At 58.0% G+C, this 24081-nt stretch carries 31 protein-coding genes; 5 read left to right on the forward strand and 26 right to left on the reverse strand.

Going from position 1 to position 24081, the window contains the following annotated elements:
* Positions 1 to 165: 165 nt before the first annotated feature.
* The 10 genes from BTE54_RS23965 to BTE54_RS24015 form a co-directional block, all read right to left on the reverse strand.
* Positions 166 to 2364 carry a bifunctional DNA primase/polymerase gene (locus BTE54_RS23965; RefSeq protein WP_348556047.1) on the reverse strand — a complete coding sequence of 733 codons (2199 nt, stop codon included), beginning with the start codon at positions 2362 to 2364 and terminating at the stop codon, positions 166 to 168.
* A complete protein-coding gene (locus tag BTE54_RS23970) occupies positions 2348 to 4066 on the reverse strand; it encodes a DNA cytosine methyltransferase (protein WP_078054196.1) in 1719 nt (572 codons plus the stop codon). The genes BTE54_RS23965 and BTE54_RS23970 overlap by 17 nt, the downstream gene beginning before the upstream one ends.
* Positions 4067 to 4111: 45 nt before the next feature.
* Positions 4112 to 4486, reverse strand: coding sequence for a DUF6511 domain-containing protein (locus BTE54_RS23975; RefSeq protein WP_078054197.1), 375 nt, complete (start codon positions 4484 to 4486; stop codon positions 4112 to 4114).
* The gene (locus BTE54_RS23980) at positions 4483 to 5301 is read right to left on the reverse strand and encodes a methyltransferase (protein ID WP_078054198.1); all 819 of its coding nucleotides are present in this window, start codon (positions 5299 to 5301) and stop codon (positions 4483 to 4485) included. The genes BTE54_RS23975 and BTE54_RS23980 overlap by 4 nt, the downstream gene beginning before the upstream one ends.
* Positions 5301 to 6605: a site-specific DNA-methyltransferase gene (locus BTE54_RS23985; RefSeq protein WP_280940575.1), complete on the reverse strand. Its 1305-nt coding sequence runs from the start codon at positions 6603 to 6605 to the stop codon at positions 5301 to 5303. The genes BTE54_RS23980 and BTE54_RS23985 overlap by 1 nt, the downstream gene beginning before the upstream one ends.
* Before the next feature lie 66 nt (positions 6606 to 6671).
* Positions 6672 to 6956, reverse strand: coding sequence for a hypothetical protein (locus BTE54_RS23990; protein WP_078054199.1), 285 nt, complete (start codon positions 6954 to 6956; stop codon positions 6672 to 6674).
* Entirely contained in the window at positions 6953 to 7474 is a 522-nt protein-coding gene (locus BTE54_RS23995) for a siphovirus Gp157 family protein (RefSeq protein WP_078054200.1), read from the reverse strand. The genes BTE54_RS23990 and BTE54_RS23995 overlap by 4 nt, the downstream gene beginning before the upstream one ends.
* Positions 7471 to 7839, reverse strand: a complete 369-nt coding sequence (locus tag BTE54_RS24000; RefSeq protein WP_078054201.1) for a hypothetical protein — start codon at positions 7837 to 7839, stop codon at positions 7471 to 7473. The genes BTE54_RS23995 and BTE54_RS24000 overlap by 4 nt, the downstream gene beginning before the upstream one ends.
* A 749-nt stretch (positions 7840 to 8588) precedes the next feature.
* Positions 8589 to 8849, reverse strand: a complete 261-nt coding sequence (locus tag BTE54_RS24010) for a helix-turn-helix transcriptional regulator (RefSeq protein WP_198939220.1) — start codon at positions 8847 to 8849, stop codon at positions 8589 to 8591.
* Positions 8849 to 10597, reverse strand: coding sequence for a DEAD/DEAH box helicase (locus BTE54_RS24015; RefSeq protein WP_078054204.1), 1749 nt, complete (start codon positions 10595 to 10597; stop codon positions 8849 to 8851). The genes BTE54_RS24010 and BTE54_RS24015 overlap by 1 nt, the downstream gene beginning before the upstream one ends.
* Here BTE54_RS24015 and BTE54_RS24020 point away from each other — a divergent pair.
* Positions 10537 to 11148, forward strand: coding sequence for a hypothetical protein (locus tag BTE54_RS24020; protein WP_143240769.1), 612 nt, complete (start codon positions 10537 to 10539; stop codon positions 11146 to 11148). The two genes, BTE54_RS24015 and BTE54_RS24020, sit on opposite strands and share 61 nt — an antisense overlap.
* On the opposite strand, the gene BTE54_RS24025 is transcribed toward BTE54_RS24020, so the two are convergent.
* The 13 genes from BTE54_RS24025 to BTE54_RS24080 form a co-directional block, all read right to left on the reverse strand.
* Positions 11145 to 11681 (reverse strand): sigma-70 family RNA polymerase sigma factor, encoded by a 537-nt coding sequence (locus BTE54_RS24025; protein WP_078054206.1) that lies wholly within the window; start codon positions 11679 to 11681, stop codon positions 11145 to 11147. The two genes, BTE54_RS24020 and BTE54_RS24025, sit on opposite strands and share 4 nt — an antisense overlap.
* 22 nt (positions 11682 to 11703) lie before the next feature.
* The gene (locus BTE54_RS24030; protein ID WP_078054207.1) at positions 11704 to 12633 is read right to left on the reverse strand and encodes an oxidoreductase; all 930 of its coding nucleotides are present in this window, start codon (positions 12631 to 12633) and stop codon (positions 11704 to 11706) included.
* Complete coding sequence (locus BTE54_RS24035) at positions 12633 to 12836, reverse strand: hypothetical protein (protein WP_245316698.1); 204 nt, start codon at positions 12834 to 12836, stop codon at positions 12633 to 12635. The genes BTE54_RS24030 and BTE54_RS24035 overlap by 1 nt, the downstream gene beginning before the upstream one ends.
* Positions 12829 to 13026 carry a hypothetical protein gene (locus tag BTE54_RS24915; RefSeq protein ID WP_143240770.1) on the reverse strand — a complete coding sequence of 66 codons (198 nt, stop codon included), beginning with the start codon at positions 13024 to 13026 and terminating at the stop codon, positions 12829 to 12831. The genes BTE54_RS24035 and BTE54_RS24915 overlap by 8 nt, the downstream gene beginning before the upstream one ends.
* A complete protein-coding gene (dnaN, locus tag BTE54_RS24040) occupies positions 13026 to 14081 on the reverse strand; it encodes a DNA polymerase III subunit beta (protein WP_078054209.1) in 1056 nt (351 codons plus the stop codon). Before dnaN ends, BTE54_RS24915 begins: the two co-directional genes overlap by 1 nt.
* A 72-nt stretch (positions 14082 to 14153) precedes the next feature.
* Entirely contained in the window at positions 14154 to 14987 is an 834-nt protein-coding gene (locus BTE54_RS24045; protein WP_078054210.1) for a hypothetical protein, read from the reverse strand.
* 60 nt (positions 14988 to 15047) lie between these two features.
* A complete protein-coding gene (locus tag BTE54_RS24050; RefSeq protein ID WP_078054211.1) occupies positions 15048 to 15605 on the reverse strand; it encodes a DUF669 domain-containing protein in 558 nt (185 codons plus the stop codon).
* A gap of 186 nt (positions 15606 to 15791) precedes the next feature.
* A complete protein-coding gene (locus BTE54_RS24055; RefSeq protein ID WP_078054212.1) occupies positions 15792 to 16598 on the reverse strand; it encodes an ATP-binding protein in 807 nt (268 codons plus the stop codon).
* An 86-nt stretch (positions 16599 to 16684) separates the two neighbouring features.
* Entirely contained in the window at positions 16685 to 16918 is a 234-nt protein-coding gene (locus BTE54_RS24060; protein ID WP_078054213.1) for a hypothetical protein, read from the reverse strand.
* 139 nt (positions 16919 to 17057) lie between these two features.
* The gene (locus BTE54_RS24065; RefSeq protein WP_078054214.1) at positions 17058 to 17252 is read right to left on the reverse strand and encodes a hypothetical protein; all 195 of its coding nucleotides are present in this window, start codon (positions 17250 to 17252) and stop codon (positions 17058 to 17060) included.
* 56 nt (positions 17253 to 17308) lie between these two features.
* Positions 17309 to 18214, reverse strand: a complete 906-nt coding sequence (locus tag BTE54_RS24070) for a hypothetical protein (protein WP_078054215.1) — start codon at positions 18212 to 18214, stop codon at positions 17309 to 17311.
* The gene (locus BTE54_RS24075) at positions 18214 to 18495 is read right to left on the reverse strand and encodes a hypothetical protein (RefSeq protein WP_078054216.1); all 282 of its coding nucleotides are present in this window, start codon (positions 18493 to 18495) and stop codon (positions 18214 to 18216) included. The genes BTE54_RS24070 and BTE54_RS24075 overlap by 1 nt, the downstream gene beginning before the upstream one ends.
* A complete protein-coding gene (locus tag BTE54_RS24080) occupies positions 18492 to 18854 on the reverse strand; it encodes a hypothetical protein (RefSeq protein ID WP_078054217.1) in 363 nt (120 codons plus the stop codon). Before BTE54_RS24080 ends, BTE54_RS24075 begins: the two co-directional genes overlap by 4 nt.
* 103 nt (positions 18855 to 18957) lie before the next feature.
* Here BTE54_RS24080 and BTE54_RS24085 point away from each other — a divergent pair, with 103 nt between their 5' ends.
* Positions 18958 to 19560: a hypothetical protein gene (locus BTE54_RS24085; RefSeq protein WP_245316700.1), complete on the forward strand. Its 603-nt coding sequence runs from the start codon at positions 18958 to 18960 to the stop codon at positions 19558 to 19560.
* A gap of 248 nt (positions 19561 to 19808) precedes the next feature.
* Here BTE54_RS24085 and BTE54_RS24090 read toward each other — a convergent pair whose 3' ends face one another.
* The 3 genes from BTE54_RS24090 to BTE54_RS24100 all read right to left on the reverse strand — a co-directional run bounded on the left by BTE54_RS24090 (position 19809) and on the right by BTE54_RS24100 (position 21734).
* Positions 19809 to 20771, reverse strand: a complete 963-nt coding sequence (locus BTE54_RS24090; protein WP_078054218.1) for a hypothetical protein — start codon at positions 20769 to 20771, stop codon at positions 19809 to 19811.
* Between the two features lie 111 nt (positions 20772 to 20882).
* Complete coding sequence (locus tag BTE54_RS24095) at positions 20883 to 21083, reverse strand: AlpA family phage regulatory protein (RefSeq protein WP_078054219.1); 201 nt, start codon at positions 21081 to 21083, stop codon at positions 20883 to 20885.
* A gap of 69 nt (positions 21084 to 21152) precedes the next feature.
* Positions 21153 to 21734 (reverse strand): hypothetical protein, encoded by a 582-nt coding sequence (locus BTE54_RS24100; RefSeq protein WP_078054220.1) that lies wholly within the window; start codon positions 21732 to 21734, stop codon positions 21153 to 21155.
* A gap of 1045 nt (positions 21735 to 22779) precedes the next feature.
* Here BTE54_RS24100 and BTE54_RS24105 point away from each other — a divergent pair.
* From BTE54_RS24105 to BTE54_RS25470, 3 genes are all read left to right on the forward strand, one after another.
* On the forward strand, positions 22780 to 23478 hold the full coding sequence (locus BTE54_RS24105; protein ID WP_158080283.1) for a helix-turn-helix domain-containing protein: 699 nt from the start codon (positions 22780 to 22782) through the stop codon (positions 23476 to 23478).
* Positions 23479 to 23577: 99 nt separating this feature from the next.
* Positions 23578 to 23946, forward strand: coding sequence for a hypothetical protein (locus BTE54_RS24110; protein WP_078054222.1), 369 nt, complete (start codon positions 23578 to 23580; stop codon positions 23944 to 23946).
* Positions 23943 to 24074, forward strand: a complete 132-nt coding sequence (locus BTE54_RS25470) for a hypothetical protein (RefSeq protein ID WP_280940576.1) — start codon at positions 23943 to 23945, stop codon at positions 24072 to 24074. The genes BTE54_RS24110 and BTE54_RS25470 overlap by 4 nt, the downstream gene beginning before the upstream one ends.
* The last annotated feature ends 7 nt before the right edge of the window (positions 24075 to 24081 follow it).

The following is a 24081-nucleotide window of genomic DNA, read 5'->3' on the forward strand; positions in this document are numbered from 1 at the left end:
ATTTGCCCCACATCGATTCACCGGTGAAACTGCACTAAAGTGAATAACGCAAATTTTTACAACCGGAATTTGACGCAGCGCCACTCAAAGTATACCTCCCGCAATGTTAAAGCCGCCAACCCAAAAAATGGCCGCGGCTCTATTTTTCGTAACATACGGCAAATCCTAAGCCGCCCTCACAAACACCGCTAGCTCGCGCCGCACAGGATCCCGCTCCTCGCGCTCGACAAGCGCACCTTCACGCATCAGGGCGGTCACAAGGCTGGCCGCGCGCTTGCGCTGCACGTTGTCGTCCAAATCCAGCCCCACAGCGTAAGCTACAGCGCCTCCAACCCAGTTCTTGGCCTTCGGTGACTTCTTGTAGTCGGACGCGCTCACGGCCGCCAGGATGGACGCGCGCTGGTCTTCTGTCAGGTCTCCCGCCACGTCCTCGGCGCTCGGCCAATGCCACTCTGTCACGACAGGCGCAAAGTCCTGCGGCTGAGCAAGGCCGGTCCCGTTTCCAAGCGGCGTCGACACCAGATGGCGCCACTCCGCCTTATGCGAAAGCGGCGTCAGGTTCGACTTGCCGTAGGTGGTGTAGAAGTAGCTGAAGCGGTCAGCCTTATCGATGCCAGCCTCGCCTGCCTGCTCTTCTGACATGCGGTTGAGGACTCGTACCGAACGCGCCGCGCCTATCAGTGACACCGCCCCACGCGCATCTTCAACCGTCGCCTCTCGGTCAGCGACCTTGCGAAGGTGGTGCACGATGTCGATTGAGCAGTTGGTGTAGTCAGCAATCTGGGCCCACAGCTTCGCCACCTTGTCGATCGCGCCGTTGTCGTTCTCATTGACGCCATGCGTGGACACAAACGGGTCGACAATCATCACGTCGATGCCATTGCGCTCGATCTGCTCAACCACGGCTTCGACGATCGGCTGCTGGATGCGCACGCCGGCCTTCTTGTCTTCGATGGCAACGCATAGCTCCTGCTCACGGCCGCTGTCGAGGAACAGATGCCCTTCTAGGTCGGCTGGCTTCAGCTTATAGTGTATGCAAGCAGCCATGATACGCCGCTCCATTTCGTCACGCGGATCTTCGGCGTTGAATATCCAGGTGCGCAGACGCTTGGGCGGTTTGGTGCCAAGCAGCGCCCTACCCGACACCATGGCGAGCGCCTCGGCGATGCTGCTCGACGTCTTGCCTAGTCCGCCCGGTGACACCGTGACCGAGACGTACTTGCGGATGAAGTGAGAGCCGTACGCGAACTCACGGCGCGGCAGTGTTTTGGGGTCGATCCACTTGAAGGCGGTTGCGGTGATTGGTGACAGAGGCGCGTTGTCGTTGGCGGGCCCGATATCACCAGCGGGTGACTCCTCTTCCGTCGGCACGGCCTCCATCACGACATCCGCTTCTACCGCAGCCGCCTGCTCGCGCAGCCTGCCTTTTTCAAGGCCTCGCTGTATCATCCGCGTAATGTCCACCAGACGCGTGTTGTCGTGCGCCGGGAAGTCGGGCTCAGGAATGTGGCGCGGGTTCTGGATGCCAGCCTTAAGACCGTTCTCGATGGTCTTGCAGCAGCGCGACCAGTCCCTGCCCCAGCCGCGAGCAACGTCCTGAAGCAAGGCACGCGCCTCGGCCTCGCTGAGCGCTCCGGCACCGACGATAGTGCCGATCGAGAACGCCGCGTCGTTGAGCGCATTGTTGCGCGTGCCCATCGGGGCGCCTGCAAGGTCAGCGAGCTCACGGTCGACGGCCGCATCGACATACGCGTTGTTGGTGGCTGCAGACAGACTGTACTGCGTATGGGCTGGTGCAGACTTCGGCAGCAGCAGGTCGAGCAGCCAAGCCGGCGCGTCCGCAATCTCGCGCGTGTCCGTCTCCCACTTGTAGGAGCGCCCATTGGCCATCGTGCTGCCAGCGGCCAGCACGTAGCCACCCTCGGACCGGATATCGACGCCAGCGCCAAGAGCGCCGCGGTTGCGCGTGCCCACGACGTACTTGAAGTAGATGTGCATCCCGCCGTTCGGGCTCGTCACGCGGGCCGTGTCGGGCAGCGGTCCGTGCTCGGCTTCCATCTCAGCCAGCCAGTCGAAGCCATTAGCGCCGCCCGGCTTGTTGTCGATGTCGAGTGCGAAGAAGCCGGTCTTCTCGCCAGTCGGCAGGCCAACGGCGGCATCCGGCCAGTCCGACCACCATCTTTCGATGATGCGCGGAAAACGCGTCGCGCCCTTGAAGCCATTGGGCGTCAAAGGCGTCTTTTCGCCAAGCGTAATGATCTCGCCTGTTGCCTGGTCGACATGCTCCTCGGCGTGCGAACGGCATGGAAAGACCGGCCAGCCTTGGGCGACGTAGTGTTGCGCTAATTCAAGCGGCGTTTGCAATTGGGGTCTCCCGATTGTCGTTGGCGACCGTACGAGGAGCATCATCAGCCATTATGGCGCCGACGCATGCTTCCATCTTAGCGACCGAGACGGCGTTCCCGATCTGCTTGATTTTATCTGTCTTTGTACCTGCGAATTCGTAGGTATACTCTTCTGTATTGAAGCCCATTGCCGCGGCAAGTTCATGTGGCTCCAGCATCCGGAAAAGTATGTCATACTGCTGAGCAGGTTCTACCAGCACGCCTTGCCCGAGCGTCGGACCAACCGGCAGGGGTTGGCCCAGGTCGTGAACGCGCGGCGCCTGACCTTCACGCTCCCCGAACTGTGCCGCGATGAAAGCGAAATCCCCACCCTTTGCCGTGGTCATCGTGGGTATTGGATCAACATCGATGTCGCGGGCCTGCGGGCCGCCGTTGCTATTGGTGACTGGAACAACCATCCCAAACCGCCCCTTGCTGGTTATCGTAGGCAGAGCGTCGTCTACGGTATTGCAGGTTTCGCCAGAGCCGGAGCCGTAATAAGGGGAAATAAGAGCGTGGGACGCGCCGTTGCCGCCTGTGGTTTGCGTGGGAATAGGATTGCTGACGCCACGCGGTGAACCGCCTGATGCTTGGGACAGGACAAATGGCTCAGCAAGCCAAACGCCGCCTTTCGTATCCAGCGTAGGGATGAGGCCTTCAGAAACTCCCTCAGCCTTGTTACCTTTTCGACCGTTCATGATGATCGGTTCCGCCGCATACAGATGAGGAGCATGAGCCGTTTGCGTCGGTAAAGGATCGCCCGATCCTGTTGCTGTCGACTGCCCCTTCATGTTCACAATTACGGGCTCCGCGATCCCGATGTGCATACCGTTGGCGGCTATTGTCGGTAGCGGTTGATCAATGTCCTGGGCTGACATGTGATTCCGGAGTATGACAAGATACGGTTCCGGCCAGCCAAACTTGACGGAGCCGGCATAGATGCGTGCAAGCGTCTTTGCTGCAAGTGGCTTCTTTCGGTTGAGAATTGAACGACCTTTGATTTCCCAGTCGATGATCTCGCGAGCTGGACGCCAAGACTTTTTATCACCGAACAAATCTGCGTTGACGTTGTCCCGCTTTTGATGAGTTGGAGTCGGCCAATGAATCTTTCGACCGTCAGAGCGTCCCATAAGGATGAATCGCTGCCTAGTAGTGGCGTCACCATAGTCTGCGGCGTTTAGTTTTCTCCACTCCAGATGAAAGCCAAGTCGCTTGAGGGTGTCGATCCAAGCATGAAAGTACTCGCCCTTACGGCTCGGAATGGGTCGGCCCGTTCTGATGTTTACCGGACCCCAACCGGTGAACTCCCAGACGTTTTCTATGATGATCCGCTTTACACGAAGCTCGGTAAGCCAAGTAATGATATGCCAAGGGTCGGATCGTTGCTGATCGCTGGTAGGCTTGCCACCTCTCGCCACAGAATGATGGGTGCAAGTGGGCGAGGCCATAAGGAGGTCAAGGTATCCCTCTGGCACCAATAGATGCGGTCGAACGGTCGAAATGTCCTCAACGTAGTGTCTGGCTTCTGGATGATTAATGGTGTGCGTTTCGATAGCTGTCGGCCAATGGTTCACGCATACCAGGTCCATTTCCAGACCCAGTTTTTTAAGTGCCCTGTAGGCGCCCGTGGACGATCCGCCTGCCCCGCATAGCAGGTCAGCTACCTTAATCTTGCGCTTCATGTGTTCTCCTCAGAACTTATTTTTTCAGCTGATTACCTGTTGCGACTAAAAAGGCGCCTCGCTCAACGCCGCCCTTAGCCCCCGAGCGCAGCCCTCCCACGCTGCCTTGACCATCATGCGCTGCATGAGCTCGTCAAAGTGCGCCAGGTCCGTCACGCCATGCTCGGCGATGTATTCGCCGACGGCATCCACGCCGGCATCCAGGGCGCGCAGCTCGTAATCGTCGAGGCGATCGATCTTCTTGTAGTTGTCGATGCCCACGGCGCACCTCCGGCAGATGTAGTGAGGGTCTTTGTCGCGACCGTTGGCGTTCACGCCAATACCGAAGGCGTGCATCCCGCAGACAAAGCAGGTGGTGGGGTTATGGTCGGCGTCGACCGTCGGCGTGTGCTGGCGTGGGGTGGTTGGGAGTTTGGTCATGCTGCCCTCCCGAACAAGTCTGCCTGAACCGGCGACACATTGTCATTGTCGGCCTCAACGACGTGCACCTCTTCCAGCCGTTCAAACTCGATGCAAACGATCTCGCACATGGGCGAAACACCCTTCCAATCATTGATATAGAAAGACGTGTCGATCCCGCAGCCGGCCTCGAAGTGAAGGCCGGTGAGCTCCTGGAATTTTACCGCTTTGCCGTCCTTTTGGCGCTCGTAGCAAGGCCGTCCGCTGTAGTTGAAGCCCGCTGACATCTGCGGGACGATGAATGCACCAGTGTCGGCCAGATGAGCGGCGATATCGATGACGTGGAATTCGAACTCTGCGCCGGTGTAGCGAGGAGCGCCGCCGTTGCGCTTGATCTTGCCGAAAGGCGGGTTGCTGATCGCAACGTCAAACCTGCCCAGCCCCATTTCCAGCACGTCCATCACGTCGGCGAGAATCCATTCCGCCTCCGGCAAAATCGTCTGACCGACGGCGAGATAATCCGGATTGCGCTCCACGCAGGTGATGCGGGCCTTTTGGTGGCTACGGTGCCAGCAAGCGTACGACAGCATTCCAATGCCAGCGCACAGATCGATGATCCGCCCGCCGTATCCGCCTTGCCCGATGGCGTCGATCGTGAAATCAAACGCCATATCGTACGGTGTGAAAAAAGCGCCAGTAGCGCCGTTGACGTGGGTCGCGCCCTCGTTCCAGTTTTTGAGGACGAAGTCCTTGTCGTCTTCAGTTAGAGCCGGCTTCGTCAGCAGGTCGCAGGCCTGCGTATGGGCCTTTGCTTGAGCTTTCGTGAGCTTGGCCATTACGCTGCCTCCGAAAACAAATCAGCAGGACGATTGTCATTTGCCGGTACTGCCGCTGGATCGTCATCCTTGCTATTCGCGCCGATAGCCCACGCAATCCGGGCCGTAGCGATGGGCATGTATTCGTCCTCGCGCTCGCAGCCGATAAACTGAAAGCCCTCGAGAACAGCCGCCTTACCCGTGCTCCCAGAGCCCATGAATGGATCTAGGATGATTCCTCCGGGTGGCGTGATGAGGCGGCAAAGCCACTGCATAAGGGTCGTCGGCTTGACGGTTGGATGGGTGTTGGCACGAGGTTCAGGCTTGTAGCCCTCGTCGCGTCGTGTCATGTGCTGCCCGCTCGTATTAGAGACCATGCCGCCGGCTTTCTTCGGCAGGTGGTCTAGTCCTGCATCACGGTCGGCACGGCTGGCCTTGGCACAATAGAAGAAGCGTGCTGCGGACTTGTCGAGTTCAATGCGTGGGGCAAAGTGATCGCGAGTACCGAAACCGCCATAAATGCCTCGGCTCTCCTTCTCTCCATGCTCCGGCCCAACCGCTCTCTGCTGCCCGGGAGCATCAGGAAATGCCGCCAGCACCTCGTCGCTGCCGTCGTGGAGAATATTGGCTGGCCAGCGACCAGTTGGCTGTTGAAAGTCACCCGCCGCCCCGTTTTCGAAACCAGATCCGTCTTTCCAAGCAGACGATTCCGCTCTGCCGCTAGACTGCGCTGCATAAGCGCCACCGCCTAGTTTTTCATCGGTTTCAACCCGGCAGCCATCCACATTGATCGCGCCCACGCCCCACTCAGCAAGGTTAGCAGCGACGGTGCCAGTCAAAGGTTTGCGCGCCAGAGCAATAGGCTCCCATGCTGGCTTGAGCGCGGTACCCCAACCCTCCCAATCGCCATGCTGGTTGTGCGACTTCGGGAAGCCAGAACCATACACCCAGCCCAGTTGATCACGGATCTCAAAGCCTGCATCCTCGATCGCAACAGCCATGCGATGATACGTGCGCGTGCCAGAGAACGCGACGACATGGCCGCCCGGCTTGAGAACGCGCAGGACTTCAGCCCAGAACTCCTCTGAGAATGCGACTTCGCCGGTGTCCCACTGCTTGCCCATAAATCCAGCTGCTCCGCGACCATAAACGTCTTTGGCCGGTGCAGAACCTGGCTTTCCGAAACGCTTCTGGATCGAGACCAGCGCATAAGGCGGGTCGGTAACGACACTGTCGATCGAGTTGTCGGCGAGGCCGCGCAACACGTCGCGGCAATCTTTTTGATGCAGCACGACTCTTCCGTCGTGCATCGAGGTGATGCTCACGTTGTTTTGTCTCCTCAGACTGTGGTGTTCCCGCCGAAGCGGAAGCCGCGTTGGTGGCGCGGCGGGTTATTCTGCTACGGCGGGCCTTATAAGCGCCGCCGCCGCATTGCGAAGGCCTGCGGCACTAGCGCCGTGATGGGTGGCGGCGACGGCGGCCTTCAAGTTGACGTGCGAACCGACGCGAATATCATTGGCAATCTCTCGGCAAGCCTTTTCCTGCTTGTCATGCCACTGCGCGGCCAACTCGTAGCCGCGCGCCGTTTCTTCCCGCACCTTTGCATTAGCGGCGATGATGCGCGCAGCCTGAACAGCTGCGCTACCATAGGCGATCATGTAGGTGGGTTTGGTCATGCGACGCGAACCGACAACTGCTCGCCTGCCTCACCCATCCGAGCGCCAGGAACATCGGTGCCAGCCTTTAGACGGTCGGCGATTTCCTTTTTGTCCGGCGCAGTGGTAATTTTCACAACGTCTGACGGCAACAATGCCTCGTCGACGATCTCGACCGACGCAGCCTTCCTGCCGATGGAAATCGTCGCCTCTGCCAGAGGTACACGTGGCAGCCCTGCGGCTTTCAGCAACTTGAACATCAGGCTGCGCATCGCTTCCTTGCGCCGCTCGGCGCGAGACTTGCGCGCTTGCAGATCGGAGATGCGGAGCGCTACTGACTTTGCCAAGCTGTCGGCGTCGCGTTCGCCGTTCACAAGGCGCGTCAGGACGGCGTGGAAGTTGGTCTCGCCTTCAAGCATATCAGCGCGCAGTTCTTCGTCGGCTTCGAGCTCCGGATAAGCGGCGAGCATGTCCGAGAACAGCGCTTCGAGGTTGGCGACGTCGGCGGCCAAATAGTTGTCGTTGGCTGGTTTGGTCATGCGGACACCTTCACGAAATCGACCGATTCCGAATAGTATCCGTTCGACGAGCCGTACCAACGTATGTCCACGTGGCCCTTGATCGTCGCCAGCTTATAGAAGGTCCACGTTCCGCTTTCGCTAGCCTCTGGGGCGTCTTTGCTGGCAACCTCTGCAACAAGGATAGGGTTGCCGACGAGACTATCAAGGTCGCCATCAATGTCTTCGATGTAGACCGACTCACAGCAATCCTGCGAATGGTACATCTTGAAGGTTTCGCCTTCTTGCGTGGTGAAAAACAGTTCTTCGTCGCCAGATCTTCTGACTTCGGCAAGCGTCTTGCCGACAAGCGTGGAAAGGTCCACGCGGTCGTCCCAGTAGCTCATATCTATCTCCTCAACGTGGTGACGCCATTGGTGTGGCGTAGAGTTTGAAGCTATACTGTTTTTACAAATTTGTCAAGACTTCGGCGATAGCCTCCGCTGTTGCCAACCTGTACGTTAAGAATTCTTCGTGGGTCTTGTCTTTCTTGCTGCAATTGCATGATCGACAGAGAATTTGCAGGTTGTCTGGCCAATTTGTCCCGCCACGCGATATGGGGTGTATATGGTCGATGTGAAATTCTTCTTCTGTGGATGCGCCGCAGTATACGCATTTGAATTCTTGAGATTTGTTGATGCGATCGATGTCGTCCGGCGTAAATTTCCCATCGGCACCTCGCTCTAAAGACCTGCGATTTGCACCAATGGACCGCCACCTGTCGTAATTTTCATTGATCCAAGATGCGAGCCGCGCGCCAGATCGAATACGATACTGCTCGTCAGTGGCCCAAAGCACCCTGCGCAACAGGTTTATCGATTCACGATGGTCTGGATCCTCTCGCCGCCGGGCCGCATATATCCGGTTCTTCTCGTTCTTTGAGGCCACATAATTAGGATCATTTGCGCGCCTCTCTGCTGCGTACAGCCTGTTTGCTAGCCTCTCCTTTTCTGCGTATCCTGGCTTTGACCGTTTCTTCGCAGAACTAGCATTCTCACACGATTTGCATCGAGAAAATGGAACTCGCTCTCCCTTCCTATTTTTTCGCAGGCCAAATTTCTCCAGCGACTTCCACTCTCCGCATTTTGTGCAAACCTTACCGAGGCCATTCTCTCGGTCGGTATCCTTCGTCATATGCCCTCATCAACAACGCGATAGCCCTAGGAACGGGCTTTGGATTTGTTTCGCGCTCTATCTCGGAGACTTGTAAAGGTCTGGAATATCCCAGAACGCCGGCTAGCTGCGACTGGGTTAGTCCCAGACGCTTACGAATGGATCGAAATTCGTCATTATCCATGCACCACCTATATAAGGAATTTTCATTAGTTTCGTCAAGTTGAGTATATAGAAAATTCATTAGAATGGTACATCGTCCGCCACTAGCGCCTGCCAATCTTCCTCATCACGGTTGTCGTTCGCCGGCGCCTGTCTGTTGTCATTATCTGCCGGCACCCACTGCTTGACGTCCCAATACTTGCCGCGTGGGGCGATCATGACCTCGGCCGTGTCGCGCAGTTCTCGCTGCCGCTCGAGCCATTCCAGCACTGTCTTGGGAAACGGCATCTTGCCGCCATGCGATCGCCAGTAGCGGTCGGCCTTCGACTTGGGGAATCCTTGGTGCTGAGGGCAGATCCATTCAGATATTGAGGTCATCCCACACATGTACGTGACCTTCACGCTATCGGGCTTGCCTTCTTTACCGGGGTGGTGGCGGAACGTACGCGAGGTCACCGTGCGGGGTTCTGGCTCTGCCGTCGACATGATCGGTGTATCAGCAGCCGTGGCCGTAATCTTCGGACTGTCATCGATGTCGAACTCGTAGCCGCAGCATGAGCAGACGCGCGCCGAAGCATGCACCTTTTCTCCGCAGCCGAAGCGTCCGTTCTTGTCCTCGACGTCGAACGGGCAGACCTTCACTGGTGCTTCGCCGTCGCCCTTGTTGGGCGTCTTTGGCTGCACCATGTCGACCGGCCCGTGCTTGTCGACGAGACCGGCGAAGTCCAGCACGAGGCACGACGGTTTCGGACCAGCCTTGATTGCCGCAATGCGCTCCTGAGGCGTGCCGAGAGGCATGCCAGGCGCGTATATGACGCGAGTGCCGCGGCCCATCATCTGCACGTACAGCGAAACTGACAACGTCGGGCGAAGGGCAGCAATCAGGTCGACACCCTTGTGATTGAAGCCGGTGGTCAACACCGAGTTATTCGTCAGCGCGCGGATCTTGTAGGACTTGAAGTCCTCGATAATGCGCCGGCGTTCATCCTTCGGCGTTTCGCCGCTAATCATCTCGCAGGAGATGCCGCGCGAACGGATCTCATCACGCACGTGCTCGGCGTGCTCCACACCAGAGCAGAAGCAAAGCCAGGACTTGCGGTCGGCGCCCTTTGCGACGATCTCATCGACGGCGGAGCGCGTGACGTCCATCTTGTCCACAGCAGCCTGCAACGCGGATTGCTTATAGTCGCCGCCCTGCCTTCCTACGCCCTTCATATCGAACGTCGTGGCAGTAGCCTTTGACGAAAGCGGCGCGAGATAGCCGTCAGCAACACCGTCGGCGATGCCGTAGGTATAGACGATCTGATCGAACAAACGATCGTCGCCTTCATCAAGTCGGCCTGTATCCAGCCGGTAAGGTGTCGCAGTGAGCCCCAGGATTTTCATATCCGGATTGATGGCACGCAAGGCGGCGATGAAGCGGCCGTACATCGTGTTGCTGTTGGCGGGGATCAGATGGCACTCGTCCACCATCAGCACGTCGATGTGCCCGATGAGCGCAGCTTTGCTGTGCACGGTCTGAATGCCGGCGAAGATGATCTGGCTGCGCGCGTCACGACGGCCAAGACCGGCCGAGAATATCCCCGCCGGAGCAAATGGCCAAATGCCGAGCAGCTCTAGGTAATTCTGCTCGATGAGCTCAGCGACATGGGTGGCGACAAGGATGCGCATGTCCGGCCAGCCTTCAACCAGCCTCTTGATGAGCGAAGCCATGAGCAGCGACTTGCCGCAGCCAGTCGCGAGGTCAACGAGCGGATTGCCAGCAGTCGTTGACCAGTAGTCGAAAACAGCGTTTTCTGCGTCTTCTTGGTAGTGGCGAAGTTGGAGCATACGAGATTCCAGACCTTGAGATAAACGATTGGATTGCAGGGTTATCTGCGCTCGCCGCAATTCTCGCGGCTGCTTTTGCTTTTTCGTCGGCGCGCCAAGCCAAAAGACAAGCGGACGCGGTTCTCGGAGACGTGGAGCCTGTATTCAGCGCCTATCAGCTACCAGACGATGGGAAAAACTATCGCCACAGGGTCGCCATCGAGATAGTCAACCACAATCGGCTACCGCTCTATGTCCAAAGCATCAGGTTGGAGTACCCTGACTGGGTGCTTATTCACCGTGGAGCGGAAGAAGTTCGCGATCTTGTTGCCGCACTTTACGATGTAGTAATCGAGAAAAAGCGTGAGCACGTATTTGACGTTCCTTTCCGTCTCGCTGGGCGCTTCTCGAGTGATATGCCTGCAGTATCCACAAGCGTTTTCAATGTGAGATTTCTCGACCAGAACCAGCAGGGCGGTTTTGTACTAGGCTTCATCGTCCATTATCGCATGCATGGATCGAAGCGGGTTCGAGTTGCGTTTGCCTCGACAGGATTCGACGTTTTGGACTAACCAGCCTCCCGCAGCAGCCCAAGCACCCTCGCCCGCTCCTTGATGACGATTTGGCGAACGCGCTCTTTGGTGAGGCCGTGGTCATTGCCGATGGCCTCCAGCGTCTCACCCATCGCCCTTCGCATCAGCATCGCGCCATTGCGTCCTTCCAGCAGCGAAACAACGCGAGACAGGTCCGTGCCATCCTCCTGATGCGGATCAGTGGAACCCGGCAGTTCCTCAAACGCCGAGAGACTGCAGACCTCAGCGGACCGCGACTTGGTGGAGTTGGTGCGAACGAACTCCTTCGCCGTACCCCGAACGCAGAGGACGGCCCACGTCCAGAAGGTCTCAAGGCGGCATTCGCGATGACGGCGCAACATGACGACCATCGCCGACTGAAACAGTTCGTCGGCCGCGTCTTCGTTCTTGGTGATCTTTCGCGCCAGTCTTCGCAAAGCCGGCTCATAGGCCAGAAGCTTGCGGTCGAACGCGGGACTGCGCGGATTATTATCATTCGCAGCGACAAGCGGCGTGCGTGCTACAAGCGGCATGGTGGTCTCCTCATGTGGTGGTTCAGGCGTTGGTGGCGCCATCAATCCATGTCGTGCCGTCTCGCAGCACATAAGTGATTGTCTCGGCTTCCTCGTCGCAATCTGTCTGTTCGCCAGGCACGAGAGCCGGAATCGTCAAATGCGTCGGGCAGCCTTCCTTCTGCTCGTCGAACGAGATCGGCTTTGCCCAGCGCGCGCAGGACCAATGACCGTCTCCACCCATCTCTGGTGAGGAATGGATGCACGACCGGCAAGTGACGCGTGGCCAAGCGTTCTCTTTGCAGACAGGCTTGTGCTTGCAGAAGGTGCATTCGAACCAATCAGGCGCATCATTGATGCGCGACGGCGGCTCAGGTGAATTGATGATGCGTTCAAGCCGCGCCAGTAGACGCAGGCAGAACTCCGGATCGTATTCGATGCGCTCGGCATAGAGCGTGTCGTCATCTTTACAGCTGACGAGATACAGGCATCGCGACAGGCCGAAGGCGTGCATTCCCAGCTGACATTGTCCGTAGTGAAGCGGCTTTGCCTTCTCACATCCGTCTTTAACTATCAGCCTCATACCTTTGGCATTGCTAGACTTAAATTCGAGCAGGTGCTCTGTCTTAGGCGCCTCGACGACGCCCATGGCCTTGCCGTCGCACTTGCCGCGGACGTGCCCTTGCACCAGCCTGATCTTGTCCTGCTGGCCATAGACATCGACGCCGATGCGCTCGAGGTCGGCAACTAGCCTGTCCTCTTCAATGTTGCCGGTTTCGAACAGACGCAGCTGCCGGCCGTGGTGCTTTTCCAGCGGTGAGGCCCATCGGAAGGCGTACCAAAGAGCGCGATCGCATGGGTTGTTGGCTTCGCCAACTGATATGCCGAGGCTGTCCCATGACGAGGCTGCGGCTTCATAGGCTTGGTAGATCGCTCTGACAGTGCTGGATTCTGGCTTGGGTAGTGGGGCCATTAGACGCCCCACCCCATAAACTTCTTGAGCACGTCACCCATTCGCGCCGCTACGCCGCAATGCTCGACCGTCCTGCCGTAGGTGGTCATGTGCTCGCCGTGCGGCTCTGGGCTGTCGTGGCAGCGACGGGCATAGATGACGACTTGGTCGTAGCCATAATCGTCGGCGATGCGCTTTGCTGCACTGATTGGGATATCACGCATCGAGCAGCTTCCTTTCGATAGCGTAGCAATCATCGCCGCCGGTATATCCAGAGCTGTCCTTGATGAAGTGCTTTGTGCCGTCCTGCATAGTGATGACAAGTTGGGTGCTGCCGTATCCGCGATCCAAGTGGACGCTGGCGACGTGGTCGGTGTTGACCGAAAGTTCTCGTGTCAATCTGGTCAGCGCCATCAGCTGACCCTCATAGGCATGCAAACGAGCGTAAGCCCATCAAAGCCGTCGGACGTGATCAGCCCCGGCGTGCCGCTATCCTGCAAGGCCAGCTTGACCGGACCCGACGGCAGCACGTTGAGCACGTCGCGGACGTATGCCGCATTAAAACCGATATCCATCGGCTCGCCGCTGTATTCCGCCTCAACTTCGTCATTTGCCGACGCCTCGCCAGCTGCAACAGCGAGCGCGATGCTGCCGGGCGCAATGCTGAACTTCACGGCGCGGCCACGCTCAGACGACACCGTTGAAACGCGATCGGATGCCTTCATCAGCGCATCGCGATCGACAGTCACAACGCATTCGTTCGCCTTCGGAATGACGCGCTCGTAATCAGGGAATGTGCCGTCGATCAGCTTCGACGTGATGCGCACGTCATCCGACACAATGCGGATTTTCTGCTGGCTTATGGCCACCTGCACTTTGCCCTTTGGAAGCAAGCCGACGGTCTTGCGAGGCACAATAACGCCTTCGAAGGCTGGCAGCTCCGGGCCGATGTGACGCCCGAGACGATGGCCGTCCGTGGCAACCGCTTCCGACTTGCTGCCGCCCTTGAAGAACACGCCGTTCAGATAATATCGCGTCTCCTCGGTCGAGATCGCAAACGACACTGGCGCAAACATCGCTGCCAGATCGATTTCGAATTCTGCGTCGAACTTGTCGTCGCCGAGCGTTGGGAAGTCTTCTGCATGCAACGTCGCAAGAGAAAACCGCGAGCGTCCGGACTTCACCAGCAGCTTGTCGTCGTCGAGCGTCATGGTGATGTCGCCGGTCGCCTTGCGCGCGATGTCGTTGATCAGCTTGGCGCTAACGCAGATATTGCCGGGCTTGGTCACCTCTGCAGGAACGCCTGCGGTGGCGCTGATGTCGAGGTCGGTGGCCGTTATCGCAAGCCCGTCGCCTGCGGCAGCAAGCTGGACACTCGACAGGATGGAAATGGTGGATCTTGCTTCGACGACCTTCGTCGTGGCGGCAAGCGCACGCGTGAGGTCTTCCTTGTGGATGACAAGGTGCATGGGTGTCTCCTCTGATCGCGGGTTGTCCCGCGCGATGTGTGGTGGTGCCAGCCGTGGCGAGCGGCAGGCGGGTTAGGCTGCCCAAGGGGCCGGTTGACGCTTCGGCGGCTCGTAGCCGATTGGATAGCCGAGACCATCCTCGCCTTCATCGTACCGGCTCTCGTCGAACTGCTCGCCCTTCAACCCAGCGATCTTCTTGAACAAACCGATCGCGCTGCCTGGCTGCTCTTCGTTGTCGTTTGCCACCCACGATTCCTTGCCTTCATCATCGACGGTCAGGGCAGATATTGCCGCATCGAGAGAGAAAGGCGTGCCTTCCGTGCCGAGAACAACCTTCTCGCCATAAGCGCCGCCGATCTGGTCTTTCAGCTCCTCCCACGTGTCGATCTTCACCTTACGTCCTGCCAACACGATCTTGAGGATATCGCCCTTGCCGATCGTGTAGCCGCGATCCTGATACTTGAGGACGCGCGTCGCCGACGCCAGTGGGTATCGGGTGCCGGAATGGAATCGCAGGAATCGCTGTGAATTGTGCTTCAGGAAGTCGTCGTGGAATGAGAATTCGTCACTGTCGAAATCCAGCGCACCCATGACGGCCGTGAAGTCGAACGCGTCGAAGATGTCCTGCGCCGTCGGGAAGAAATCGAAGTGCATGAACTGGATCGGTGTGCCGCCGCTTTCTGCAAACGTCACGGCACGCTTTGTCGTTGAGACGCACCAGAAACCATTTTCGTAAGCGTCTGCGACTGCATATTCGAAGGCCTCGCGGCTCTTGAAGTAGACATCAACGTCGTTGATATCTCGATTGGTGAACACGCTTGTCACCGCTCCGCCGGCCGCGAATGCGCCGGGGATCGGGTAGCATTTCTCCGTGATCTTTCTGGCTTCCGCCTTGTAACTGCTCATGCAAATCTCCTCAAACGTGGTGAATTAGCGGGCCGCTGGTGAGGCAGCCCGCGTTGGTGGTTATTTGCTTCCCCAGGGCCGGCGCGTCGTGCCAGCAGCCACAGCGGCAGGCTTGTTGTCGTTGCTGGCGGCAGTTCGGCGGTTGTCATTGGCGGCGGATGGCTGAGGCGCAGGCTGGTTGGCGTCGATCTCTGGCGCGGGAACATTGCCTTCGTCTTCGAAGAAATAGCGTTTGATCTCGGCGCGCGCCGGGTAGCCGTTCTGCGCCTTACCAAGGCCGATCTTGGCAGTGAACGCCAGGAAGTGAAGCTCTTCGCTGTCCTCGATCGAAGACACGCCAACGGCACGGCAAAGGCTGGCGAACTGCTTCTGCCCGATCTCCTGGGCTTGCGGGTTGGAGTTCTCGAGATTGTAGGTCGTGAAGAGCTTGCGGCCCTTTAGGCTTTCAGGCTCGATGACCACCATCGTCGTCTTGAGGATGGTGCCGTTGCCTGCCTTCGTCGGGCCGACGTCGCTGGCCTCGATTTCCAGCTTGTAAATGCCGTTTGGAAGTTCGGCGTAGTCGTTCTGCTGTGTGTCGTGTGCGGTCGCATCAAATCTTTGACCAAGTCCTGCCATGCGTAGTCTCCTTGTGGTGTGGTGGTAGTGGTGGTTAGCGAAGGTAGTAGCGGAAAGGCCCGCTACCGAATTGCGTCGATGCGTGGTCACGCCAGACATGAATGAGCCAGACCCAGATTAGTTGGCCTGACCGTGTGCGTGCCTTTACCGGATGCCACGCGAACCACGATTCACCGCGGAACATGGTCACGCCGACTCCTCTTCCTCGACTGGCGCGTGCGCCGTGTAAAAGTATTTCGAGAGCTCGGCGAAGCCTTTGCCCTTCTTAAACGGAATGGACGGCGGCATGTTGAGACGGTTCTTCGCCAAGAAACCTGCCCGCTCGTCGGTGTAGATGACGCGCTCTGAGCCTGACATACCCTCGGCCTTGGCTTCCTTTTTGCCAAAGCCCTTGTCGACCTGCTTGACCGACGTGCGCTTGCTCATAAAGAGGAGGGCATCGCTCTTTTCCATAATGATGTCGGTGGCGCGGTCCTGCAACTTTGGCCGATAGCGGTCATACGCGTCGACGAGAGGATCGTTGAACGACTTGACCTTGCTGTGCAGGATCTGGACGACGTGGACACCTGCACGAGACAATGCGCGAATAGCAGACATGTATTCCAGCCAGTCGTTGTCGGCCTCAAGGTAGCCTTTACCAAACGCGGTAGGAGAGCCCTTGTCGTTGCTGTCGATGGTGTCCCAGCCCATGCGTGCGCAGGTGAAAGTCCACACCATCTTTTCGAACGCATCCAAGCTGTCGATGATGGCAGTCTTGAAATCGTGCTCCTCGGTCAGAAGATGCTCGAAAGCATCCATCATCTCGTTGAAATTTTCGATTTCGATCGACGGAACGTCTAGATCGACTGGCGTTTCCTCGCCGACGGTGTGCAGGTAGATCGGATTGGGGAACTCCCCTGCAAGCGTGGTCTTGCCGACGCCGCCGATGCCGTAGACGGCGAGGACGGGTGGCGTTTTGCGCTTGCTCGATCTCAGCTTGTCAAAGACTGACATTAAGCCTCCTCAGTGGTGTGTGGTGAGAATGATGGCGACGATGTAGGCAGCGGCTGCAAAGACGATCAGCCACCGCCAATGAGCGATCAGCGCGCGAACAGACGGCAAAACAGCCACCAGAATGCTCCAAGGACGGCGATTGCCACGATCGCCAACGGGAACAGCATGATGAGGCCAATGGCCACTACCGCTGTCAGGGCGGAGAATGCACCGCGCTTCAGGCCGCGAAGGACGTACTTGCGCGGCGTTGGTGTAACCGGCACGTAGTCGATGGGCGGCGTAATGGATTCGGTGTACCAGGGGGATTGAGGGTTGGTCATGCTAGGAGCCCCGCGAAGTACAGCAGGCCAACCGTCGGCAGGAAGGCGAGCCACACGATGATTGCGATCCAAATGGCAGCGAGCACTAGGCCGTCAGAGAATCCTACCCAGAAGGCCGGCCAGTTCATTGCGGAACCCGTCATCCCTCTACCCTCGCCTTCGCAGCCCGATGATAGCTCACAGGTGAGCCGCTCACCCACGTTCCTTCGAACTTGCGTGCCGCGCGTCGCGCCTCGGCCTTCTGCGCAGCGGTGCGGTAAGGCTTGCGATTGAGCATGTTGATTTTGCCGGTGCGCGTAAGCCCGGTCTGATGCGCAAGGTGCGCCTGTCTCATCATATTCTCCTCGTTGTGGTGAAGTGCGGCTGGTTGGTGGCCAGCCGCTTTGGTGGTTAGGCTGCGGCGTCGAAAGCTTCGACAGCGCGCTTTGCGGTCAACAGGTCAATGCCAGCGACCGCGCGCAACTCCTTGATCGCATCGATCTTTAGGCCCATCGCAGCCATGTTCTGCCACTTGTGGTCATAGACCGGCTTTGGCTCGTGATGCGTCGTCGTCAGCGTGAACACGCCGAACTGCTGGCCCTTGTGTTTCGCCGCCAGACGCTTGGCTTCCTTCTCGGCTGCGACGGTGGAAGCATGGACGTGTGGCGTTGAGGACGGCTTCGGCTGGCCGTTTTCGATTAGGGCGACGATGGTGGGTGTGGGGGTGGGTGGAGTTATCAGTTCGATGCTGTCGATGGGATCTGTCGCACCCCAGCCCTCTTTCGTCCAGTGCGTGCGAACTGTGCGCTGGTCGACAACCTCTTTCACGACGCCCTCAAGCTTGAGGGTCTTGTGGCGAATAAGGTCACCAACTTTGAACTTGGGCTGCGCGTTGTCGTTGCTGGGCTTCGCGACAGGCTCTTCGATCCATTCGGCGATGATGTCGTTGTCTTTCAGGCTCAACTTGTCGTCTCGATGAGATGAGCGACCATCGTCTGCCCATACCGCGCTGGCATAATTGCTGCCGTTGCCGAATATTGCGCAGCTGCCAACAATAAAGGCCGGCCCGACCTTGCGGCCGTCGCGCGTCCTATAGAACTTGCCTGCCTCGATTTTGATGGTGGCGGCAGAAGGCTCGAGGTTCGAGGCCTTCGCCAACCATTGTCCAGATTCACTGAAATCAACGCTGTACGTGTCGTCGATCCTGTCGTAACGGATGACCGTGCCGATCTCTCCGGTCTTCCCGAACAGACCGTGCCCGTTGTAATCCTCAGACTTGATCAGTCTAACTTCGTCACCCTTCTTAAGCTTCCCCATCACGCTGCTCCTTCCGTTGTTGTTTCGGCGGTCATCGCGCGCCGTTGTGTGAAGTCGACCTTGACGACATTGGTGTCGTCGTCCTGTTTTGCCGGCGGCTCGCCATCAGGATCGTGTTCGATCTCGAAGCCGTGCCACCAGATCGTCGAGGCGCCGTCAGCAAGGCGCACCTGATACTCGCTGCCCCAGTTGCGATCGCCGATGACGACGCCAGTGAGGTGAGGGTTTTGTCTGTTGCGGACCGGATCGCCGAAATTGAAGAATTCGCAGTCGCAGCTCATGCCGCCACCCGCTCACTACGCAGTGCGTAGTCGTTGACCGCCTGCCCCGCCGACAGATCGTCTTCCAAAGCCGGAGCATTGTCGTTTGCGGCGGCAAGAACGCGCGGGAGCGAAACCGGCATAAGGCCGGAAAGCGTGGAGCATCCGCCGTTGTGCGGTGCCAGGTGCGTCGTGCGGTCGGGATTGTTGTCATTGGCTGGGATGAAGGCGCGCTGCTTGTGCAAGCCGTATGTGCGCCGAAGCCGCTGGTATGCGGCCATTGGCTTGACGTTGTATCTGGCGGCGATATCTGCGACGCTCTCACCGTTTTCACGGCGCGCGTGCATATCCGCCAGCATCGTGCTGGTGATAATCGTCATGTCGTCTCCTCTGGGTGGTGGCCGCTTGGTGGTTGACAAAGCAGCAGGGTTATGAAACTAAACTAATTTTACAAATTTGTCAAGATTTCACCAAGGTGGATGCATGCCTGAAGTTAAGTCGCGCCTCCTGCAATCGATACTGAAGGAACAGAAGCGGAGAGCCGTAAAGGATCGCGCTGTCTACGAAGAACTAGGCGTGCCTCAGCAAACCTTCAGCACTTGGAAAGCTGGCGTCATACCGAGACCAAGACAATTCCCGGCGATTGCCGCCTTCCTCGGCGTCTCCGAAGATGATGTGGCGGAGATGGCTCGCGAGGCGGCCGAAACCGCCCCGTCCGTCACGCCGATTACGGTTGCCCGCACGTACGGCAAGATCTCCGACCGTAAGGTTGGCAAGTTCAAATTCGAGCCCATCAACGACGGCCGCAAACGTATTCCTGAAGGCAGGTACGCGATCATCATCGACACGAAAGTGATGGAGCCAGTCTTCCACGTCGGCGTGAAAGCTTGGCTCGACCCTTCGCGCTGGCCCATCGTCGGTGACGACGTTCTGGCCCATTCTGGCGGATTTGCCTGGATCGGGCGATTCGAAGGAATGAACAACGGGGCCGTTCAGCTTGGCCGCTATGATGGATCGCAGCTTGAAGTAAAAAACGTGGAAGCTGTTCATGTCATCGTCCTTTCGGAGCGGGTAGTTACAGCATAGCAGGCTGGTAACCCGACATGCCGATTGACAAATCCTACAAATTTGTGTAGGAGATTGGCTGTCCGATGTGGTGTCGGATATGGAATACGCTTCGTTCATGGCTTGGCTCTCGCCGAGTTCTCCTCGAGCGTTAGTACGAAGGCCGGGGTGGATACGGGTGGTGCCGATCCTTAAGCCCCGGCTTTTGTGTTTCTGGGTGGCGGCAGAAGGGGCGCGGGTTACGTCCGTACTATGGCCGCCCTTCCGCGTCAGGCCGCAGCCTTACGCCATTCGAGATACAGGTTCTTCAGCAGGCGCTTTTCGACATAGCGGTGAGCGCGGGTCGCGACATGCGCGCGGTAGGATTCTTTCTCGACGCCCTTGCCGTTGACCTTGCGCTCCACCGGCATGCCGAGCTTTTCAGCCTCGAAGCGGGCGCGCTCTGCGTAAACGCGTTGGTAATACGTGGCGTCGGAAAGATCGCTGCCGAAATCCGGACGCCACAGGCCCATATTGCCGATGATGCCGCTGCGCATGTTCCACGAGACCGATCGGCGGGCTCGATTGTATCCATGGTCTACCCAGTCTTGCGCTGTAGCGCCCTCGCCTGGGTTGCCTTGTCGACGACCGTTGATGACGGCCAGGCCAAGGCGTTTCCATACGGCGCTTACCGACTTGTAAGTGCCGATGTCTCCGCACTCGCCGACGATGGTAGCGAAGGAAACATCACCGAAACCGTTCACCGATTTCACAAATTCGTATGCGGGGAGTTGCTTGACCAGCTTGACCATCTGCTTTGCGTAGCCGTCGCACTGCGCGTCAAAAAGCTTTTCAGATTCGATGTAGGAGCTGATGACGCTCGCAACGTCAGACTGCAGCAGTCCTTCGTCGATCTCGTTCATGGCCGACTTAATTGCATCGTCGACGCGCTTCTGCGCTGCCTTCGTAAGCTTGCGCGGTGCCTTGCCGAATGCGGTCACTCGGTCGGTCGTCTTGTCTTCTTCAAAGTCGGCGTCGCGGCACAAAAGGCTGCGCACTTCCGCCTTCATCATAAGAACGACTTTTGTCTTTGCTCGGATGGCTGCCTGTCTGCGGCGATGAAGGTTGACGATCTGGCCGACGATGTCAGCGACTGGCTCTGGGTCGTAAGAAGCAAGTGGCTGGTGGTTGGCGAGCCATGGGGCTTCTGCAAGTTCTTCTGGGGATGGGTTGAATCTGATTTGCATGTTCATGTTGGTCTCCTCTTGGTGTGCGGCGTTTGGTTTGGTGGCCGCTGATTATGGGGTGGTGCAGGCTGGCATTGGACATCCGGGGTTCGAGCCGTTAGCGGCCAGCCTGAAAGACTACTGATGAGGTTTGCGGGCGTCGATCTTTGCTTGCACCCACGCCTCAACCTCTTCACGGACAAACGCTACTCGTCGTTCACCTAGATCAACGGCAAGAGGGAACCTGCCTTCCGCGCGGTAACGGTTGATCATTGTTCGCGACATCGAAGTCATCTTACAGACGTCATTAAGACTGATAAGTCGGGGTTTCTCTGCCATTGCTTTCTCCAATGTTGTGGGCGGCGGTGCTTCTCTGGGTTGCGCGCGCTCAAAGGCCGCCCACTCCGCTTAAGCGGAAACTCGTGTCTGCTCGTAAATTGACGTGAGGGTGTCGTTGTTGAACACTTCGTCGACGCGCTTGCCTTCGGGCAGCTTGGCCGCAACGGCGCGATAGTACGCGGCCTTGTGCAGCATATCCTGGGCTTGCGGCTGGTAGACAGCAACGGCGTTCTCTACATCGGCCTTGCGGGCATTCGCCATCCTTACGCCGTTCGGCAGAGTGACCGCCATAAGCTGGAGAGTTGCTGCCGTTTTGATGATCCGCGCACGGTGGGCGGAGCTGACGAGTTGCGGCTCCTTCATGACCAGCGGTCGAGAGGCGGCAAGATTGGCGTCGGGGCAGTCTTGGAAAATCTTCGCGTTGTCGCTGCGGATGCGCTCACCAACGGCAGCTTTTGCGCCAAGTTGGATGAGGTGGTTGCGGAGCGAGGCATTGCCTTCCGCAAGTTCGACGAGCGCATCAACCGCGCTGGTCTTTTCGTTGTGCCGGTCAACGGCCATCTGAATAAGCGCATGCGGCGTTGCCGATTTCGCGCCTTTGGCTCGGCTGTGTCTTCTGGATGGCTGCGGGGTTTCGATGTGCATGTTCATCGGTGTCTCCTCGTGCGGTGGTTTGGTGGTTGACTGGGTGGCGAATGGGTATTGGGTTGCATGCCCTTGATGGCCACTCAGTCAATTTGGTGTGCAGGGTGTTGGCGCGGGTCTATCGGGTTACGACACCTTTACGGCCGGCACTCTGCAAAAAAAGTTAGACGACGCGGCGAAAAACTGTTGGTCTTCATTGCCTCACCGGCCACATCGTCTATTCAGTTTTGCAAGTGGCGAGGCGGTTACAGCCAGGATTTCACCGAGACAACGGCCATCAACTACTTGCAAATTTGGTTAGTGAGCGCAGCGGCGTTTTCATGGGTTTCGCAGTTCCTATGGCCGCACTCACTATTTCTGCCGTGCCGCTGCAAAGCGTCTTCGGCGTATGGCGTGCAAGGTTGGGCGGCTCAATTGTGGTTTCCGAGTGCCGGGCGGCCCCTCCTTGCATCTTCGCTTGCCTTCACGTCGCTGGAGGTCGTCGCGATGGCAAGCCCGCCGAGGCGGATTGGTATTGTGAGTGCTTGGCAAGACGTCATTGGTTTTCGGTCGCCGGCTGGCCTCACACTCACAAATTCTCAGCAAACGGCGCGGCTTCTTTTACAAGGTTTGCCACTGGTTTATGGCCGCACCGTTTGCATTCATTCGGGAAGGGTGGCGCTTCCAGCCTGGTTTTCGCGGGACTATAGGCCACCCTTCCCTAACTCGTTACCACAGCGCTCCGCAGAGCACTCTGGTAACGGGCCACCTATGGCGGCCCGGTCACTGGCCGCCATCTTCTTCTGCGGTCGGGAGCTTCATGCTCCCATCTTCTTCTCGCCGTCATGGCGCTCATGCCGATCCGCGCTTGGGTCGTCTATCGTCTTCTTTCGCAATCCTTAAGCATGCGCATTCCCTTTCATGCTGCAGGTTCGTCTTGGGGTCTGTTGCCCTGTCGGCTTCTTGTTTGGCCGCTGTTGATTTTGGTTCTACCGTTTTACCGGTTTAGTGTCAACTCTAAACCGGTTTTATTTTTTGATATTTTTCCGTTATACCGGTGCGCATGGCAAAGTTGAGCGACATCATAAGGTCTAAGCGCAAGGAAATGGGCTTAACGCAGAAGGCGTTCGGCAACCTTTTTGGTGCGCAACAGACAACCGTCTCCGATTGGGAGAAGGGTAAGATATCTATGATGCGCAACTGGCAGAAGCTTGCCGGGTCTCTTGGGCTGCGCGAATCGGAGTTTCTCGACCTTATGGCTGAGGCGACGACCGAGTCGGAAAAGACCGAGCGCATGATTCCCGCGTTGCGTCAGGCAACTGCCCCTGTCATTAGTACCGGTAGTATCATTGCCGCTCCCAAGCCGCCGTCCGGGGAGCGTGACGTGCCTGTTCTAGGCAGGTCAAAAGGAGGGTCGGACGGTGAGTTTGAGTTTAACGGGCAGATCATGGGCTGGGAATGGAGGCCGCCTCACCTAGCGGGCGTCGCCGAGGCATATGCATCTTATGTAGACGGCGAGAGCATGTATCCGCGTTACAAGCCAGGCGAGACGGTATGGACCAATCCGCCAAAGCCGATCGCGCGCGGCGATGACGTTATCGTGCAGCTGGCGCCGAACGAAGAGGATGGCGTTCCTCGCGGTTTTATCAAAGAGTTTGTGCGGTGGGAGCCAAGCTTTCTGGTCGTGTGCCAGTTCAATCCCCCGATGGAAATCAAATACCCGCGCGACGACGTCGTCTCGATCCACAAAATCGACTACGCACAGAAATAACGGTTTACCGTTTTAACGGTTGACGACGCACCGGTATCGTTCTATATCTCCTCTTGTACCCCAGCAAACCAAGCTGGCCACCACAAGAGGAGATACACCATGTACAGACCGCGTCCCGAAGAGTTCGACGATATCGCCGTTGCCGCACACGGCGCTGTTGCCCAGTCCGACGAGCCAATGAAGCGCCCGGACCACAAGGCCAAGAAGCACGGCAAGCCCAAGACGAAATATGAATACGTGCGCCGCTTCCCCAAGAAGCCGCGCAACGGCGAGGAAGTCGGCGGTGGCCACTTCGTATTCCGCCGCGGTGACAGCACTGGACGCATTCGTCCCTGCATGTGGCCCTTTGAGCATCCCTCCTACGATTCAGCGCTGGTTGAAGCCGCACGCCTCCACAAAGAGTATGGCGGCACCTTTGAAGTGTTCGTTCGCGTCGGCCGCGTCGAGGCACTTGAGGCCGGCGAATGAGCGCGGCCGTCGAGAAGCCGACCGTCCAGCAAATTATCACCGAAGAACACGTCGACCTGTTGAAGGACATAGCTAGCTTTCTGGCTCTGTCTCTCTTCATCGCCGCAGTGCTGATCTGGGCTTACTGACACCACC

The organism is Agrobacterium sp. YIC 4121 (assembly GCF_002008205.1).
GTDB lineage: Bacteria > Pseudomonadota > Alphaproteobacteria > Rhizobiales > Rhizobiaceae > Agrobacterium > Agrobacterium leguminum.